Source organism: Burkholderia sp. Bp8991 (assembly GCF_003853795.1).
In the GTDB taxonomy this organism is placed as follows: domain Bacteria; phylum Pseudomonadota; class Gammaproteobacteria; order Burkholderiales; family Burkholderiaceae; genus Burkholderia.
Map to the genome: position 1 here is coordinate 206,392 of NZ_QTQJ01000005.1, position 17,197 is coordinate 223,588.

At 69.8% G+C, this 17,197-nt stretch carries 17 protein-coding genes; 10 read left to right on the top strand and 7 right to left on the bottom strand.

Features of this window, described 5'->3' with window-relative positions; translation table 11 throughout:
* The first annotated feature begins 6 nt into the window (after positions 1-6).
* The gene (gene modB / locus DIE02_RS08165; protein WP_124486496.1) at positions 7-684 is read left to right on the top strand and encodes a molybdate ABC transporter permease subunit; all 678 of its coding nucleotides are present in this window, start codon (positions 7-9) and stop codon (positions 682-684) included.
* 106 nt (positions 685-790) lie between these two features.
* Entirely contained in the window at positions 791-1,492 is a 702-nt protein-coding gene (locus DIE02_RS08170) for a sulfate/molybdate ABC transporter ATP-binding protein (RefSeq protein WP_124486438.1), read from the top strand.
* A gap of 182 nt (positions 1,493-1,674) precedes the next feature.
* On the opposite strand, the gene DIE02_RS08175 is transcribed toward DIE02_RS08170, so the two are convergent.
* The 3 genes from DIE02_RS08175 to DIE02_RS08185 all read right to left on the bottom strand — a co-directional run bounded on the left by DIE02_RS08175 (position 1,675) and on the right by DIE02_RS08185 (position 4,729).
* Positions 1,675-2,520: a TOBE domain-containing protein gene (locus DIE02_RS08175; protein ID WP_124486439.1), complete on the bottom strand. Its 846-nt coding sequence runs from the start codon at positions 2,518-2,520 to the stop codon at positions 1,675-1,677.
* Positions 2,521-2,568: 48 nt separating this feature from the next.
* Entirely contained in the window at positions 2,569-4,206 is a 1,638-nt protein-coding gene (locus DIE02_RS08180) for a CHAD domain-containing protein (RefSeq protein ID WP_124486440.1), read from the bottom strand.
* 139 nt (positions 4,207-4,345) lie between these two features.
* Complete coding sequence (locus DIE02_RS08185) at positions 4,346-4,729, bottom strand: tautomerase family protein (RefSeq protein WP_124486441.1); 384 nt, start codon at positions 4,727-4,729, stop codon at positions 4,346-4,348.
* 109 nt (positions 4,730-4,838) lie between these two features.
* On the opposite strand from DIE02_RS08185, the gene DIE02_RS08190 reads away from it, so the two are divergent.
* The 5 genes from DIE02_RS08190 (at position 4,839) to DIE02_RS08210 (ending at position 9,532) form a co-directional block, all read left to right on the top strand.
* Complete coding sequence (locus DIE02_RS08190) at positions 4,839-5,696, top strand: LysR family transcriptional regulator (protein WP_124486442.1); 858 nt, start codon at positions 4,839-4,841, stop codon at positions 5,694-5,696.
* 41 nt (positions 5,697-5,737) lie between these two features.
* Entirely contained in the window at positions 5,738-6,661 is a 924-nt protein-coding gene (locus tag DIE02_RS08195; protein ID WP_124486443.1) for a DMT family transporter, read from the top strand.
* Positions 6,662-6,728: 67 nt separating this feature from the next.
* Positions 6,729-7,508 (top strand): sensor histidine kinase KdpD, encoded by a 780-nt coding sequence (locus tag DIE02_RS08200; RefSeq protein ID WP_124486444.1) that lies wholly within the window; start codon positions 6,729-6,731, stop codon positions 7,506-7,508.
* Between the two features lie 76 nt (positions 7,509-7,584).
* Positions 7,585-8,925 carry a hemolysin family protein gene (locus DIE02_RS08205; protein WP_124486445.1) on the top strand — a complete coding sequence of 447 codons (1,341 nt, stop codon included), beginning with the start codon at positions 7,585-7,587 and terminating at the stop codon, positions 8,923-8,925.
* A 22-nt stretch (positions 8,926-8,947) separates the two neighbouring features.
* Positions 8,948-9,532: a thiamine phosphate synthase gene (locus tag DIE02_RS08210; protein ID WP_124486446.1), complete on the top strand. Its 585-nt coding sequence runs from the start codon at positions 8,948-8,950 to the stop codon at positions 9,530-9,532.
* A 37-nt stretch (positions 9,533-9,569) separates the two neighbouring features.
* Here DIE02_RS08210 and DIE02_RS08215 read toward each other — a convergent pair whose 3' ends face one another.
* Complete coding sequence (locus DIE02_RS08215; RefSeq protein ID WP_124486447.1) at positions 9,570-11,219, bottom strand: DUF3459 domain-containing protein; 1,650 nt, start codon at positions 11,217-11,219, stop codon at positions 9,570-9,572.
* 301 nt (positions 11,220-11,520) lie between these two features.
* Between DIE02_RS08215 and DIE02_RS08220 the strand changes: the two genes are divergently transcribed.
* Entirely contained in the window at positions 11,521-12,231 is a 711-nt protein-coding gene (locus tag DIE02_RS08220; protein WP_124486448.1) for a class I SAM-dependent methyltransferase, read from the top strand.
* Positions 12,232-12,475: 244 nt separating this feature from the next.
* On the opposite strand, the gene DIE02_RS08230 is transcribed toward DIE02_RS08220, so the two are convergent.
* Positions 12,476-13,129 (bottom strand): DUF1345 domain-containing protein, encoded by a 654-nt coding sequence (locus tag DIE02_RS08230; protein ID WP_124486449.1) that lies wholly within the window; start codon positions 13,127-13,129, stop codon positions 12,476-12,478.
* 136 nt (positions 13,130-13,265) lie between these two features.
* Between DIE02_RS08230 and DIE02_RS08235 the strand changes: the two genes are divergently transcribed.
* Positions 13,266-13,991 carry a metallophosphoesterase gene (locus tag DIE02_RS08235; protein WP_044846585.1) on the top strand — a complete coding sequence of 242 codons (726 nt, stop codon included), beginning with the start codon at positions 13,266-13,268 and terminating at the stop codon, positions 13,989-13,991.
* 100 nt (positions 13,992-14,091) lie between these two features.
* On the opposite strand, the gene DIE02_RS08240 is transcribed toward DIE02_RS08235, so the two are convergent.
* Entirely contained in the window at positions 14,092-14,790 is a 699-nt protein-coding gene (locus tag DIE02_RS08240; protein WP_124486450.1) for an RES family NAD+ phosphorylase, read from the bottom strand.
* A 2-nt stretch (positions 14,791-14,792) separates the two neighbouring features.
* Complete coding sequence (locus DIE02_RS08245) at positions 14,793-15,212, bottom strand: MbcA/ParS/Xre antitoxin family protein (RefSeq protein ID WP_044846587.1); 420 nt, start codon at positions 15,210-15,212, stop codon at positions 14,793-14,795.
* Between the two features lie 233 nt (positions 15,213-15,445).
* On the opposite strand from DIE02_RS08245, the gene DIE02_RS08250 reads away from it, so the two are divergent.
* Positions 15,446-16,228: an ABC transporter substrate-binding protein gene (locus DIE02_RS08250; protein ID WP_124486451.1), complete on the top strand. Its 783-nt coding sequence runs from the start codon at positions 15,446-15,448 to the stop codon at positions 16,226-16,228.
* The last annotated feature ends 969 nt before the right edge of the window (positions 16,229-17,197 follow it).

The following is a 17,197-nucleotide window of genomic DNA, read 5'->3' on the forward strand; positions in this document are numbered from 1 at the left end:
AGCATGATGCAGGACGCCTGGGTACCACTGCTGTTGTCGCTGAAGGTCGCCGGCTGGGCGACCGCGCTCGACATCGTGCTCGGCGTCGCCGCCGCCTTCGTGCTCGCGCGCTGGCGCTCGCCGCTGCGCGACGTGGTCGATTCGCTGCTGACGCTGCCGCTCGTGTTGCCGCCGACGGTGCTCGGCTATTACCTGCTCGTGCTGCTCGGCCGGCACGGCGTGTTCGGCGCGTGGCTCGACACGCTCGGCATCGAACTCGTCTTCACGTGGCAGGGCGCGGTCATCGCGTCGATGGTCGTCGCGTTTCCGCTGATCCTGAAATCGGCGCGCACCGCGTTCGAAAGCGTCGATCCGCATCTCGAGCGCGCGGCACGCACGCTCGGGCTCGGCGAAGCTGCGGTGTTCTTCCGCGTGACGCTGCCGCTCGCCACGCGCGGCATCCTGGCCGGCGCGCTGCTTGCCTTCGCGCGCGCGCTCGGCGAATTCGGCGCGACGCTGATGATCGCGGGCAACCTGCCCGGCCGCACGCAGACGCTGTCGGTCGCGATCTATGCGGCGGTGCAGGCCGGCGACGACAGCACGGCCAACTTCCTCGTGCTGGTGACGTCGATCACCTGCGTGCTCGTGCTGCTCGCGACCGGCTGGCTCGTGCCGTCGCGTGCCGGACGGAGCCAGCCGACATGACGCGCCGGCCGCATCCGCACCGCTGCGCGGCACCGGTCGCGGCAACACGCCGTCCCGTCGGGCGGCCGGTTTCGCGCACGCACGGCGCGGCACGACGGAGGCCCGCATGAGCGTCGCCGTCGATATCCGCAAGACCTACGCGAACGCCGAGCGCCGCTTCACGCTCGATGTGTCGTTTACGGCCGGCACGCAGCGCGTCGTGCTGTTCGGGCCGTCCGGCGCCGGCAAGAGCATGACGCTGCAGGCGATCGCCGGCTTGCTGTCACCCGACGAAGGCACGATCACGCTGAACGGCGAAACGCTGTTCGATTCCGCGCGCGGCATCGACGTGCCGACCCGTGCACGCCGCGTCGCGTATCTGTTCCAGGACTATGCGCTGTTTCCGCACCTGAACGTGCGCCAGAACATCGCGTTCGGGCTCACGCCGGGCCTGCGCAACCCGCGTGCGAAGGCGGTGCCGCCCGAAGTCGCGTACTGGCTGCAGGCGTTCGAGCTCGACACGCTCGCCGGGCAATTCCCGTCGCAGTTGTCGGGCGGGCAGAAACAGCGCGTCGCGCTTGCCCGCGCGCTGGTCGCGCAGCCGCACATCCTGCTGCTCGACGAGCCGTTCGCGGCGCTCGACGGCGCGCTGCGCCAGCGCATGCGCCACGAGCTCGCCGAACTGCAGGCGCGGCTCGATATCCCGATGGTGCTCATCTCGCATGACCCCGACGACGTCGCCGCGTTCGGCGACCAGGTCGTGCAATTGAGCGAAGGACGCGTGCAGGCCGCAACGCCGCACGCCGAGTGGCCGACGCGCGTCACGTGATCGCGCGAAGGCGGTGGCCCACGCGGCCACGTTTGAGCCTGAGAGAAGCCGCACGGGCGGCAGAAGCTGGAACGAGCTGAAAACGGGATCGAAGCCGGCGCCTCGTGCATGTCGGGCGGCGCCGGTTTCGCCGCGTCCGCCCACGGTCATCGACAGGGACGGCGCGCGCCGCCGTCGTGCGATCAGCCCGTCACCGCGAGAATCACGCTCGATGCCTTGAACAGCGCGATCGCCCGCCGGCCGGCGTCGAGTTGCAACGCGCCGACACTGTCGTTCGTGACCACGGCCGTGAGCGTCCCGCCACCGTCGAGCGCCAGCGTCACCTCGCTGTTCACCGCGCCCGCCGTGACCGTTTCGACCGTCCCGTGCAACTGGTTGCGTGCGGACACCTTCAAGGTCGCGTCGGCTCCGCCGTCGTCGTCGACCGCCAGCACGACCCACGACGCCTTCACGAGCGCGCACGCATCCGCGCCCGGCTGCAGGCCGAGCGCGTCGGCGCTTTCGTGCGTCAGCACCGCGACGATCGCCTGCCCGCCCGGCAGCACGAGCGTCACCTCGTCGTTCACCGTGCCGCGCACGATCGACTCGACCTTGCCGAACCACTGGTTGCGCGCGCTCGTCTTCATCCCGATCCGGCCGATCAGCGCCCAGTCGACGTCGAAGCCGGACACCGCCGCGCTCGCGGCGTCGATGAAGCGGCGATGCTCGCGCTCGATCGTGCGGAACGCGGCGATCAGCGACGTCGCGCGCGGCGTCAGCGTCGTGCCGCCGCCGCCCTTGCCGCCCGTCGAGCGCGTCACGAGCGGCTCGCCGGCCAGGTTGTTCATCGTATCGATCGCCTCCCACGCGGCCTTGTAGCTGAGCCCGACGGCCTTTGCCGCGCGCGTGATCGACCCGGTGTCGCCGATCGCCGCGAGCAGCGCGATGCGGGTGGCGCCGCCGAGCGTCTGCTCGCCCGCGCGCAGCCACAGTTCGCCGCCCAGTTCGAGCGGCCCGGCGGAAGAGGAAGGAGGCGATGCGTCGCTCATCGGTCTGTCGGAAGAAAACGGGTGGCCATTATAGTGAGCGCGCGCCGCTCAACGCGGCTTGCCGTCGAGCTTCGGCGGGCGCAGGCTCGCGAGCAGCGCCTCGGCGTCGCGCGCGGCGCGTTGCTCGAGCGCCGCACCGTAGCCGCGCACGAAACCGAGCTGGTACGCGGGCGCCGCCAGTTGCTCGAGATGATGCAGCGCGACGATCGTGTCGTTCGCCTCGCCGAGCACGCTCTGCACGCGCGCGAGCGTCTTGACCGTTTCGTTGCGCGTGCGGCGCGAGGCCAGCGACGCGAAGAACTCGAGCGCGTAGCGCAGCCGCTTCGCGTCGATCCGCACCTGGTGCCGCGCGGCCGTGTCGAGCGACGTGAGCGACGGCGATGCATACAGGTGACCGAACAGCCGCCGCACGCGCTTGGTCGCGTGGCGCCGCAGCGACGGCGTGTCGTCGTCGCCGGCGGCCGGCGGCAGCGCGAGCGCGCTCAGCCATTCGAGCCAGCCGAGCGTCAGGCGCGCATAGCGCGCCGAATGCAACGCCTGGCGCAATTCGACGCGCGCCGCCGTCGCCTGGACGCGCGCGGCGTCGAGCGTGCCGTCCCAGTCGGCGCTGCCGCCGTCGGCCGCGATCAGCGCGGGCAGGCTTTCGGTCGAGAACACGTCCCAGTCGCGCACCGTGCCGAGCAGCGACGCGACCCAGCGCAAGTCGGCGCCGAACGTGTTCTTCCATTGCTCGTCCGCGAAGCGTGGAAAGAAGCGCATCAGCGTGCGCAGCCGGCGCAGCGCGACGCGCATCTGGTGCACGAACTCGGGATCGTCGCGATCGAGCACACCGCCCTCGTTGCCGAGCCATTGCGTGGCAATGTCGCCGGACAGCGCGAACAGCGCGGCCCGCTGCGTGCGGATGCCGGTCAGGTCGACGAGTTGCGCCTTGACCGGCCCGGCGACGGCGGGCTCGCCCGCGCACGCGCGATCGATCACGCTGGTGAGCTGCACGAACGCGGGCCATGCGCCGCTGAGCTCGCGCGCGGCGGCGAACAGCGCGCGCAGCGCGGCCGTGCGCGCGGCGACGGTATCCCAGTCGGGCGCCGCGAGGCGCAGCTCGACATGGCGGCGCGGTGGTTCGGTGCCACGGTGCAGAATGATGTCGTCGAGCGTCATCTCGACCACCACGCCGCTGTCGTCCGCCCAGCGCCCGCGCCGCCGCTCGCTGACGAGCCGCAACGGCGCCGGCCCGGACGATGCGGCGCTCGCCGCTTCGGCAACGGCGTCGGGCGTCACGCGGTCGCCCTCGCCGGTCGCCTGCGGGGCATCCGCATCCGCATCGGCGATCGGCGCCGATGCGGGCGTGGCCACCGCGATGCCCGCGTGTTCGGCATCGAACAGTTCGCGCTCCACGACGCCGGGCGCGAATGCCTTCGTGCGCGACGCGACGACCCGCCGCCCGTGCGCGTTCGACTCGATCCACGTCCACCAGCACTCGCCGGGGCTCGGCTCGGCTTCCTCGACCTGGCATGGCTCGATCGTCACGCGTTCCTGGCCGCGCCGCATCCGCACCTGCGGACAGATCCGCCACGCACGGACGAGTTCGGCGCCGAAGTCGCGCTGCTCACCACGGGCCCGGCTTCCCGCCCTGACCGGCCAACCTTCCAGCGACAGGCACAACACGATTTCCAGCACACGCGACATGGAGGCTCCTGCACATGAAGAATCGCCGGCACGTCCTCCGTGCCGGCGTCGTCCGTGAAGCAGCTTCCATAGTACACGCGGCCAACATGCGCTGGCGACGATCTGGCCCTGTCGCCCGTGTCACGCATCAAACGACGTATCAGACGGCGTATTGCGCGATGCCGTTGCCGAACGACCAGTCCTCCTTCAGCACTTCGACGAGACTGATGAAGACGTCCTGCGGCCGCACGCCGGGCTGCCGCGCGAGATTCTCGGCGATGGTCCGGTACAGCGCCTGTTTCTGCTCGAGCGTACGCGTGTTGTTCGCCGTGATCTGGACCATCACCAGATCGTCGCTGCGTTCGATGTCGAGGTAGTGGCGGCCGAAGAAGAAGTTCTCGGCCGAATGCTCGGTCACGACCATGAAGATGTCGTCTTCGGGCACGTTGAACGTGTGCATCAGCGCACGGTGCACGCCGTCGACGAGCGCCGCACGGTAGGCGGCCGGTTTGCCTTCGCGCACTGCGATACGGGTGAATGGCATGGTCCTGCTCCTTTCGGTGACGTTGAGAATCGGAAACGCAACGTCAGGTTAGGCGCGCAGAACTATAATGAACAGTCATCATCCGATATTTCATTCATTTACATTTGCAATGAAAGTCCTCGACCTCGATGCAGTGCGCGCATTCGTGCTGGTCGCCGATCTCGCGAGTTTCACGCGCGCCGCCGACGCGCTCGGCACCACGCAATCGGCCGTCAGCCTGAAGCTGAAGCGGCTCGAAGCACACCTCGGCAAGCCGCTGCTCGCACGCACGCCGCGCGTCGTCAAGCTGGCGGCGGACGGCGAGAACTTCCTGCCGGCCGCCCGCGCGCTGCTCGACGCGCACGACCAGGCGCTCGGCGCGATTTCGGCCGGCACGCACCGCCTGTCGCTCGGTGTCAGCGAGCACGTCGCGGTGCCCGACCTGCCGGCCGTGCTGACGAGCCTGCACCGGCAGGATCCCGGGCTGTCGCTGGAGATGCATCTGGGCATGTCGGCGAGCCTGCTCGCGCAATACGACGAACGCCGGCTCGACGCGGCGATCGTGCGGCACGAACCGGGCGAGGATCCGCCGCGCGACGACGGCACGCTGCTGTTCACCGAACCGCTCGCATGGCTCGCCGCGCCCGACTGGGCGCCGCGCGCGGGCGAGCCGCTGCCGCTCGCGGTGCTGGCCGGGCCGTGCGGCGTGCGGGCCGCCGCGCTGCGTGCGCTCGAGCATGCGGGGCGGCCGTGGCGCGAGCGCTTTACGGGCGGCGGTGTCGCGGCGGTCACGGCCGCCGCCGCGGCCGGGCTCGCGGTCTGCCCGCTGGCCCGGCGGGTCGCGCCGCGCACGCTGGTCGACGTTGGCACGAAATTCGGCCTGCCGCCGCTGCCGCATTCGCAGGTCGTGCTGTATTCACGCGTGCGCGACGCCCGCGCGGCGGCCGCACTTCGCAGGTTTTCCGACAGCCTTGCAATCTCAGCGTAAACTACGCGGTTCCGCTGCCCGCAATCCCCTGACGAATTCCGATGAAACCCGACGCCCGCAAGCACCTCCGTGCCAACCTGCTGATGCTCGCCGCCGCCGCGATCTGGGGCTCGGCGTTCGTCGCGCAACGACTGAGCCTCGACGTGATCGGGCCGTTCCTGTTCACGGGGCTGCGCTTCCTGCTCGGCGCGCTGGTGCTGCTCCCGCTGCTGATGGTCAACGCGGGCTCGCGCGCGCAGTTCGCGGCGATTCGCCGCGAGCCGGCCCTGCTCTCGCCGGGCCTCGCGCTCGGCGTGCTGCTCGCCGTATCGATCTCGCTGCAGCAGGTCGGCCTGCAGTACACGCGGGTCGCGAACGCGGGCTTCATCAGCTCGCTGTACGTCGTGATCGTGCCGCTGATGGGCGTGTTCGTCCGCCACCGGATCGGCGCCGGCACGTGGTTCGGCGCGCTGCTCGCGGCGCTCGGCCTGTACTTCCTCAGCATCGACGAGCATTTCTCGGTGCTCTACGGCGACTGGTTCCAGCTCGCGGGCGCCGTGGTCATCGCCGCGCACGTGATGACCGTCGGCCATTTCGCGAAGCGGCACGATCCGCTCGTGCTCGCGTTCCTGCAATTCGTCGCGTGCGGCGTGCTGTGCCTCGCGGCCGGCCTCGCGATCGAGCCGGTCAACCTCGCGATGCTGAAGCGCGCGCTGCCGACGCTGCTGTACGGCGGGCTGCTGTCGGTCGGCGTCGGCTATACGCTGCAGGTCGTCGCGCAGCGCGATGCGGCGCCGGCGCACGCGGCCGTGATCTTCAGCATGGAGGGAGTGTTCGCGGCCATCGCCGGCTGGGCCGCGCTCGGCGAGACGCTGACGCTGCGCGCGCTGGTCGGCTGCGCGCTGATGCTCGCCGGCCTGCTCGCCTGCCAGTTGCTGCCGAACGGCGACGCACGGAAAAAGGACGAGGACGCGCTGCCGGCGTGACACGCACGATCCCTATAATGGCGGTTCGCGTGCTTTTCATGCCAACCGCTTCCGACAGGCCAGCCCCGTGACGTCCACTCCCGTCGATCCCGCCGCCGACCTGCTGCGCGAACGCGCAGCGCACTATGCCGCCGAGGCCGCGCTGTTCCAGCGCGACCAGGCGCTGTCCATCGCTTCGCACGACCTGCGCAGCCCGCTGAACGCGATGCACAGCTGGGCGTACGTGCTCGAGCGCCAGCTCGCCAGCGCCGACCCGAACCTGCAACGCGCGCTCGCGGGCATCCGCGCGGGGATCGACCAGCAGGTCGCGCTGATCGACGACGTGCTCGACGCACCGCGCGCGGCCACGCGCACCCTGGCGATCGCCGCACAGCCGTTCGCGCTGCGCCCGCTGCTCGACGACACGCTCGCACTGGTGCGCTGCGCACTCGCCGACGCACGACAGGTGAGCGTCGACGCGACGCTGCCCGACGGCGAGCCGTCGCTGACCGCCGACCGCGAGCGCATCGCGCAGGCGCTCTGGACGATGCTGACGACGGCCGTCGAAGCCAGCGCCGCCGGCAGCCGCGTGACGTTCACGTGCGCGCGTGACGGCGCGCAGTACGTCGCGCACGTCGCCTGCGACGTGAACGCCGCCGCCCTCGCCGATCCGGCGCTGCCGCATGCATTCGAACCGTTCGCGCGCCGCGAGATGCTGCACCCGCGCGACGCGAAGCGCGTCGCAGCGGCGCTCGCGCTGTGCCAGCGTGTCGCGCTCGCGCACGGCGGCTCCTTCACCCACGCCCCGTTCGCCGACGGCGCCGCCGTCACCCTGTCGCTCACCGTCCCCTGCGAGGCGCCGGTGTAAGCCATCGGCCGCCCGACACATTACATTTCCCTTTCCGGCCCTATACTGTTGGGCCTGTCATGACTGGAGCGATTCTTTGTTACAGATCTTCGCGCTCATCGGCGCGTTGTTCCTGGTGGCCCTCAACGGGTTTTTCGTCGCAGCCGAATTCGGCCTCGTCAAACTGCGCGCGACGCGCGTCAAGACACTTGCCCGCAAGCACGGCCTGCGCGGGCGCATCCTCGCGATCGTGCACGGCCGGCTCGACGCGTATCTGTCCGCCTGCCAGCTCGGCATCACGCTCGCGTCGCTCGGCCTCGGCTGGGTCGGCGAGCCGGCGTTCGCGGAACTGATCGGGCCGCTGCTCGACCTGATCGGCGTGCAGTCCGAGCGCATCGTGCACCTGATTTCGCTCGTGTTCGCGTTCTCGCTGATCTCGTTCCTGCACATCGTGGTCGGCGAGCTCGCACCGAAATCGATGGCGATCCGCCAGTCGGAGAAGGTCGGCCTGTGGGTCGCGCTGCCGCTCTACGCGTTCTACTGGGCGATGTATCCGGCGATCTGGGTGCTCAACACCAGCGCGAACGCGGTGCTGAAGCTCGCGGGCCTGTCGGCCGACCACGGCGGCGATGCGCACTACTCGACCGACGAGCTGAAGCTGATCCTGCGCAGCCGCCGCAGCGCGGGCAACGCGGCCCAGCCGGCGCGCGGCACGTACACCAACGACGAGTGGAACACGCTCGCGCACTCGCTCGATTTCTCGTCGATGACGGTGTCGGACCTGATGCGGCCGGCGCATGAAATGATCGGCCTGCGCCGCGACCTGCCGCTGCCCGACAACATGGAAATCGTCGCGCGACACCGCTTCAGCCGCTATCCGCTGTTCGAGGATGCGTCGCGCGAGCAGGTGAGCGGGCTGATCCACCTGAAGGACCTGCTGCTCGCGCGTCACGCCGGGGCGGCGCTCGAAGACCTGTCCGACTACGTGCGCCCGGTGCAGTACGTGAAGCCCGACACGCCGGCGCTGGAACTGTTCCGCCGCTTCCGCAAGGGCGCGCCGCACTTCGCGCTGGTCGGCAACAAGGGCGAGAAGCCGATCGGCTTCCTGACGCTCGACAACCTGCTCGGTGCGCTGGTCGGCCAGATCCACGACGAGTTCCGCCAGGGCGACGCGGACTGGAGCCGCCTCGACGACGGCACGCTGATGGGCAAGGGCAGCCTGCCCGTCGTGTCGCTCGAGCAGGCGCTCGGCATCGACATCGACGAAGGGCGTGCGGAATCGGTCGGCGGCCTGGTGATCCAGGCGCTCAGCGATCTGCCGACCGAAGGGCAGCGCGTGTCGTTCGATCGCTTCGACGTCGTCGTGAAGAAGATGAACGGTCCGCGCATCGTGCTGGTGCGCGTCTATCCGAAGATCGCGAAGGAGGCCGACGAATGACGGCCGCCGCGGGCCGCGCGCGATGACGCCGACGCTGCCGCGCTGCTGCGTGATCACGCCGGAGCCGGCGTCCGCGTCGACCGCCGATTGCCACGCATTCCTCGACACGCTGTCGGCCGTGCTCGCGCGCGGCGAGACGCTCGTGCAGCTGCGCGTGAAGTCGTTCGACGCGGCCGCGTTCGCGCGGCTGGCCGCCGATGCGCTCGCGCGCTGCGACGCGGCCGGCGCGCAACTGATGCTCAACGGGCCGATCGACGCGGCCGGCGTGATGCGGCTCGACGGCGCGGGCTGGCATCTCGACGGCGCCGCGCTGCGCGCCGTCGCGCAACGACCGCTGCCGGCCGCTCGCCGCATGTCGGCCGCCTGCCATGCGGCCGACGATCTCGTGCTGGCCGCGCGTGCGGGCGTGGATTTCGTTACGTTGTCGCCCGTGTTGCCGACGCTCAGCCATCCCGGCGCGCCGACGCTCGGCTGGACGCAATTCGCTGCGTTGGCCGCGCAGGCCGCGATGCCGGTCTATGCGCTCGGCGGCATGACGCGCGCGCATCTCGACGACGCGCGCCGCCACGGCGCGTACGGCGTCGCGGGCATTCGCGGTTTCTGGTAAGGGCGGCCGGGCGCGCCAGCGCCCGACCCTCCGGGCATCACGCGTGCGGAACAGGACGCATCGCGCGCCATGCGCGGTCGTCGATCCGACGCACGTCGTGCGTCAGCGCGTACTGGTTGACGTCGCCCGTCAGCCACGCGACGAGCGAATACGGCGGCAACTCCCCTTCGTCGACCCGGTCGCGTGCGCGTGCCGGCGTCTCGAACACGACCTGCCCGCCCGGCGCATCGAAAGGCACCGCGTCGGGCGACAGGTTCAACGCGATGGTCAGCGTCTCGTCGTCGGCGAGCCGCCATGACGCGAGCAGCGCGTCGGCATCGCCGTCACCGCTCGCCTTCAGCGCATGCGCGTCCTGCGGCCGGCAATCGGACAGCCGCGGCGCGATCAGCTTCGCGCGCACCGCGAGCGCCGACTGCACGAAATGCGCACGATCGACATCGCGCGCGGTTTCGTCGAAGATCAGCGGGATCTGCGGCGTGAGCAGCGACAACGCAAGCGCCGCGAGGCCCGCCGCCTGCTCGCTGTCGCGCTGTTCGCTGTCGCGCCACGCGCCGTCGGACAGCACCAGCGACGTGAGCGACAGCCCTTCGGCGCACGGGCCGTCGCCCGCCGTGGCCGGCTGGAACGCCGCGCCTGCCGCGGTCAGCGCGCGCGCGAGCGTGTGGATCGACTGGTGGGGCGAAATCCCTTCGTGCGCCGACGTGTCGCGCCCCGTCAGCCGGTGCAATGCGCGTTCTCCGCAACCGTTCCACTGCGCATCGAAATGCGTATCGGCCAGGTGCACCGGATGACGCTCGCTGCCGAGCACGAGGTGGATCATCCGGTCGGCCGGCACGGCCGCGCGCACGCGGTCGGCGATCTCGCGCAGCCACGACGTGCCGATCCGGTCGGCCTCGCGCAGCCGCAGGCCGTCGCAACGGTATTCGTCGATCCAGTACAGCGCGTTGTCGCAGAAGAAGTCGCAGACTTCCGGATGGTCGAGCGCAAGCGGCGCCGCCTGCAGCGGATCGTCGCGCGTATGGAAGAACGGCACGGCGTAATGGCGCAGCGCGTCGGTGCCGCTGCCGAAGCGCGCGTAATCGAGTTCCAGCAGCACCGCGAGACCGTAGCCGTGCGCGGCGTCGATCAATGCCTTCAGCGCGTCGGGGCCGCCCTCGGACGCGAGCGGCGCGAACGGCAGGCTGTCGTGCGGCGACGCGAGCAACTCCAGCGCGGTCACGCCGAGGCGCGCGAGCTGCGGCAACCGGCGGCGCACGCCGTCGAAGCCGCCCACCGCGTGCGGACGAATCGCGTACAGCGCGATGTCTTCCCACGGGCGGCCGCGCCAGAACGTGTTGCGCCATGTGAACGCGCGCGGATCGACGACCTCGCTCGGGCCGTTGAGCCCGTCAGGTTGCGAACGCGACGCGGGATCGGGAATCGACACGACATCGTCGAGCCGGTAACGGTAACGCGCGCCCGCACCGCATTCGACGAACACTTCGAACCAGTGTGGACCGGCCGCCATCATCGGGACGAGCGTCGGGCCGGAGCCGGTATCGAGTTCGAGCTGAACATGCGTGCTGCCCGGCGCCCACACGCGGAAATGCGTGCGCGGCGACGTGCCGAGCGCACCGCAGGGCTGCGCGCCGGACGGCAGGCAGTGTATGAAGTGCTGCGCATACGGATCGTGCGGACAATCTGACATGATGCGCTCCTCGTGCGTGCCGAGCGGCATGGCCGCGCGATTCGCGCGGCGCATCGGGCCCGGCATGCGACGGCCAGGCAGGGGGGAAGAAAAGTATGCGCCGCTTTCACGATCGCGACGCATCGAATCCTCACATTTTTAAATGCGAATCGACCCCGGCATCGATTGCGTCGCGATGCGCGCAGAATCGGGTAGTTCGCATACCGGAATGGCTGCTCGCCTTGTTGCGCCGCAGCCCCGCGCTTACGCTCGGTGCGATGCGCGTGAGCACCCCGCCCGCGCCCGAATTCGAGGAATCTCCATGTCGCTCCCCGCCAGCGCCGCGAAGTTCGATCCGGCACGCGCGCACGAATACGCCGAACAATCCCGCATCGCGCTCGCCGGCTACGACGCGTGCCACGAACTCGCCGCGTGCATGCTCGCGTCGGCGATCGGTGTACGCGATGCGCGGCTCCTCGTCGTGGGCGCAGGCGGCACGGGGCAGGAAATCTGCGTGCCCGCGGCGCTCGAACCGGGCTGGCAGTTCACGGCCGTCGATCCGTCCGCGCCGATGCTCGCGCTCGCGCGTGCCAACGTCGAAGCGGCGGGGTTCGCCGCCCGCACGCAATTCGTCGAGGCCGGCGTCGACGCACTGCCCGATGCGCCGGCGTTCGACGGCGCGACGCTGATCGGCGTGCTGCATCACGTCCCCGGCGATGCGGCGAAGGCCGCGCTGCTGGATGCGATCGCGCGCCGCCTGAAGCCCGGTGCACCGCTCGTGATCGCGGCCAACTATCGCCGCTATGCGGAGCACCCTCGCCTGCTCGACGCTTGGCAGCAGCGCTGGCGGATGAAGGGCGCGACGCCCGACGCCGTGCGTGCGCAGCTGGCGAAAATCCTGCAGGGCGCCGATCCGCCCGCTGCCGAGGAAACCGTCTTCGCGTTGCTGCACGATGCGGGCTTCGATGCGCCGCTGCGCTTTTTCTCGAGCCTGTTCTGGGGCGCGTGGATCGCGGTGCGGCGCGGCGCGTGACGGCGTAAGTTGGCGCGTGACGACGCGTGACGGCGTAAGTCGGCGTGAGGCGGCGTGAGGCGGCGAGCCGCAGCGTCAGCGCGGCCACCATCCGGACGAGCTTTCCGCTCGAAGCCGCGATGGCGCGTGGCGACGGCGGCACGCATCCGCCGATCGCTCGCTGTCTCGATAGCGAGCCACGCGCGGGCCGCCGACCACCGAGCTCGAGCGCGGCGATCGGTAAGAACGGCTCAAGTCATCCGCGTCAGCTCAGCAACCCTGCCGCGACGTTGATCGACAGCCCGAGCACGGCCATGTTGAAGTAGAACGACAGGATCGACTGCGCGAGCACCGCGCGGCGCGCGGAGCGATTCGCGAGCGACACGTCGGCCGTCTGCGACGCGACCGCGAGCGTAAAGGCGAAATACAGGAAATCCCAGTAGTCGGGCTCGGGGTTGCGGTCGGGAAACCGCAGCGCGCGATCGCTGCTCGGCGAGCCGTAATAGAGCCGCGCATAGTGCAGCGTGAAGATCGTCGGGATCAGGAACCATGCGCCGAACAGCGTCGCGCCCGTGACCGCATAGTGGCCGAGCCCGGCACGAAAGCCGACGTTCTTCGCGGTGGCGAGCTCGATCGCGATCGCGGCGACGCTCGCGACCGTCGCGATGCAGATGACCGTCAGCACGGTCGTCGCGTTCTCGTCCTCGCGGATCGCGATCTCGCGCACCTGGTGGTGATGTGCGGTGACCATGCGCCCCCACATCAGCACGAGATACAGCCAGACCGTGCAATCCCAGCCGATCAGCGCACGCGCGGTCGGTCTCAACTGCAACGGCAGCAGCAACGCGCACAGCACGCCCGCGGCGAAGGCGGCGACCATGCGCGGCCGGTTGCGTAATACCTGCGGATAAAGCGTCATCGTGTGATTCCGAAAGCGGATGGAAAGGGTTCGGCCCGCGTGCGAACGGCCCGCCGGGCAGCGCCGGCGGGTACCGCCCCGATTATCGCCATTCCTGCATGACGTTGCGACTGGCGTGAGCGCCTAAGATATCGGGATGACTCCCGTCCTCTGCCACCATCCCGCGAACGCGGCCGGCCGCGACTTCGTCGTCGGCGATCTGCACGGCTGCGTGGATGTGCTGCGCGCGCTGCTGCACGACATCGGCTTCGATCCGGCTCGCGACCGGCTGTTCTCGGTCGGCGATCTCGTCGACCGCGGCCCCGCGTCCGAAACCGCGCTCGAGCTGCTCGACCGCCCGTGGTGCCACGTGGTGCGCGGCAATCACGAAGAAGTGCTGAGCCTCGTCGCGCGCGGCAAGCTGTCGCACGATGCGTGGCGCGGGATCGGCGGCGACTGGGGCGCCGACCTCCCGCCGGAACGGCTGCACGCGCACGCGGCGCGCGTCGACGCGCTGCCGCTCGTACGCGTGATCGGCGACGGCCCCGCGCGCTTCAACGTGCTGCATGCGGAATTCCTCGGTCCGGACGCCGAACTCGACGCGGGCAGCTATTCGCCCGACGTGCGCGAGCGGCTGATCTGGGGGCGCGACCTGGTCCAGGGGCTCGTCGACCCGGCCCGGCAGGCCGGCCTGTCGCTGACCTGCACCGGCCACACGCCGGTGCGTGCGCCGCAGCGTATCGGCGCGCAATGGTTCATCGACACCGGCGCGTTCGCACCGTCGGGACGCCTGACGATCGTCGAGCCGCGCACGGGCGACACGTGGTCGCTGACGCAGGCCGACGCGCGCGCGCGTCATGCGGGCGACCTGCCGCTGCCTTAGGCCCACGTTCACGCCGATAACGGGCCTGCGCAGGCCGCGGGCCGGCAACCCTCGGCGGACTCACGCTCACGCGCGCGCGTTTGCGTGCGCGAGCACTGCGCTAACCCACCTGGTTCAGCTCGAACACCGCGTCGATCGCGGATCCGTTCCAGTTGTATTCGAGATACGCAGCGTGATGACAATCGCGCAGCAGCGTCGTGCGAAACGCCGCGAGGCACTCGCCGCGCGGGTCGCGCACCGACGGATAGACGATCCCCGCGCCGCCCGCGTTGCGCACCGCGCGGCCGAGTGCCTGCCCCGCGCCGTAATCGAGCGGATCGAGCAGCGCCGGGCTGCGCTGCGGCCACGTGCGCACGTCGGCGACGTCGCCCTGCGCATACACCGTGTAGAGCCGCATCTGCTGACGCATCGGCGCCTCCTTCGTCGCGGCCAGGAACAGCCCGCTGTGATAGCGCGTTTCGGCGATCGCCGTATCGCGCGACCGCCCGCAGTAGAACACGCCGTAGCTGCCGTCCGAGAAGCGGCTGCCCTGCGGATTCAGATGCGTGAACGCGGCCATAATCGGCCCCCAGCCCGTGCCGTAGCGACGCTCCGCCGGCGGCACGAGTTCGAGCGTGCCGACTTCGTTGCGGATGCGATCGTTGGTCAGCGATTCGAGCGCATAGAGCGCATCGAAATCCTCGGCGGACGCGACGCGGTCGAACAGGTTGATGGCTGGAAAACGAGTGGGAATCACGCGATAGGCAGGTGCCCAGTCGACGACGGTCATGGGCCAGTGCTGTACTGCTTCGATCGGCATCGTCACGCCCAGCCACCCCGCATCGCGTCGAGATATTGACGGACGGCGACCAGGTCGCCGACGTTGCCGGCGAGCATCCGGTCGAGCGCGCGCTTGCCGCCGAACGGCGCGGCGTCGTTCGGCCGCTTGACCCAGGTGTCGGCCGCGGCCGGCTGCGGCAGCAGGATCTGCAGCGCCTTGTAGATGCCGAGCAGCAGCGATAGCCGCTCGAGCGTATCGCGCGGCAGGCGCGCCGATTCGGGCGACGCCTTCCACTTGAAGAACGTCGAGCGGCCGGGCGAGCCGAGCAGGACGATCTGTTCGTCGATCGTCAGTTCCCAGTCGCGCGCGATGTTGAAGAACGCGCGCAAGCCGGCCGCCGACATCTGCGCGACCGAAGCCTGCCGCGGGGCGGAATGCGGATCGAAGGCGGGCTGTGACATGATCGTTAGTCTCGAAACGAATTTACTAACAAGATTAGTCCATTTTCGTATTTTTGCAAGGGTCGTCCCCCGACGTGCCGGCATTCCTCCCGAAGGATCGATATTTTTTGTCCATTCTGGACTGCGATTTTATTTTCTGCGTTAATGTCCGTGCGGACAGCGCACCGGGACGCGGTGCGTCCCCGCAGCAACCGTGTCGCCCAGAACCGGATAGACCACGCCAAGGAACCACCATGAAGAGACTGATTGCCGCCGTTTCGATCGCCCTGCTTGCGGTATCGACGGGCCCCGCCGTCGCGAAGGACTGGACCACGCTGCGCTTCGGCACCGACGCCAGCTACGCGCCGTTCGAATCGAAGGCGCCCGACGGCAAGCTCGTCGGCTTCGACATCGACCTCGGCAACGAGATCTGCGCACGGCTGAAAGCGAAGTGCGTGTGGCTCGAGAACGATTTCGACGGGATGATCCCGGCGCTGAAGGCGAAGAAGTTCGACGCGGTGCTGTCGTCGATGTCGATCACGCCGCAGCGTGCGGAACAGATCGGCTTCACGACGAAGATCTACAACCAGCCGACGCGGCTCGTCGCGAAGAAGGGCTCGCCGCTGCTGCCGACGGCCGAATCGCTGAAGGGCAAGTCGATCGGCGTCGAACAGGGCACGACGCAGGAAGCGTATGCGAAGGCGTACTGGGCGAAGCAGGGTGCGAACGTCGTGTCGTACCAGAACCAGGACGGCGTGTATGCGGACCTGACGTCGGGCCGCCTCGACGCCGCGCTGCAGGACGAGGTGCAGGCCGCGATCGGGTTCCTGAAGTCGCCGCGCGGCGCGGGCTACCAGTTCGTCGGGCCCGAACTCGTCGACGAGAAGGTGCTCGGCATCGGCGCCGGTATCGGGCTGCGCAAGGAAGACGCCGACCTGAAGGCGAAGATCGATCGCGCGATCCTCGACATGGTCAAGGACGGCACCTACAAGCGGCTCGCGTCGAAGTACTTCGACTTCGACATCTACGGCGGCTGAAGCGGCGCCGCGCGCGCACGGGTGCGATGCCCGTCGCGCGCGGCCCGACCGCCCCTCCCCTGCTCGCCGGACGGCGACGCCTCCCTGACGTCTGCCGTCGCACCGGTTTCATCGTCCGTATCGCGCAACCGGATGCCGCACATCATTCGCATGGCAAACGGATCGCCTGCGCTGGCGACCGCAGGCGCTCGACGTCGTCAATAAGCGAAGACCGGGCGCCGGGGTATCGGCGCCCGCGTGCACATCCCCATGCGGACCGGATTGGCGAGCGGGAAAGCACCGGCCCGGCGCGGATGACCGGGTATCAGCCGGATCCGCCTCGCACCGGGCGCGGAGAGGTGGCCTGTCGACGCGTGCCGGCCGGCAGCAAGGTGCGCGGTCGACCGGCGATGGGTCGAATCACTGCGATCGCGGCCTGCCGGCCGCGGCGTGTTGAGATCGTTCATTTTTCTACCCCGTATTCGAGTCGTTGCTTGTGCCGGCAACCGGACACCGCCGGTGCTCCGACGATCCGACGACGACGGCCCATGCCGCCCGGAACGGGGCCATGTTGCCCGTCCGGCCGTCATCCCCGCGGACTGCGTCCTAGCCGGTTCTCGAATGGTTCGCTGCCGAACCGGCCGGACGTCGCGTCGTCGACTCTCGCACCCCAACCTGTGCAAGGAGCGCGCCAGCTTCGTTCGGGGCCGGCGGCACAAGCCTTTCATCGGACCAGTGTGCGGCCCGGACGGGCAGGACATGCCGGACGTTGCGAAACTGAAACATGCCGGGCGCGAGCGGCCTCGGTCGCGTGGCGGCAACGCCTTGCCGGACAAGGCGCGCGGACGAGCCGGAAAATTTTCCCGGCGCGGGCCGCGCGTCGCCGCCCGCGTTTGCCGGGGCTTTTTGCACAGCCGCCGGCAGGAAACGTTTCACGCCCTTTACATGCCGCCGGACGCCCGCGCACGGACCGGCCGCGGACGCTTCCGG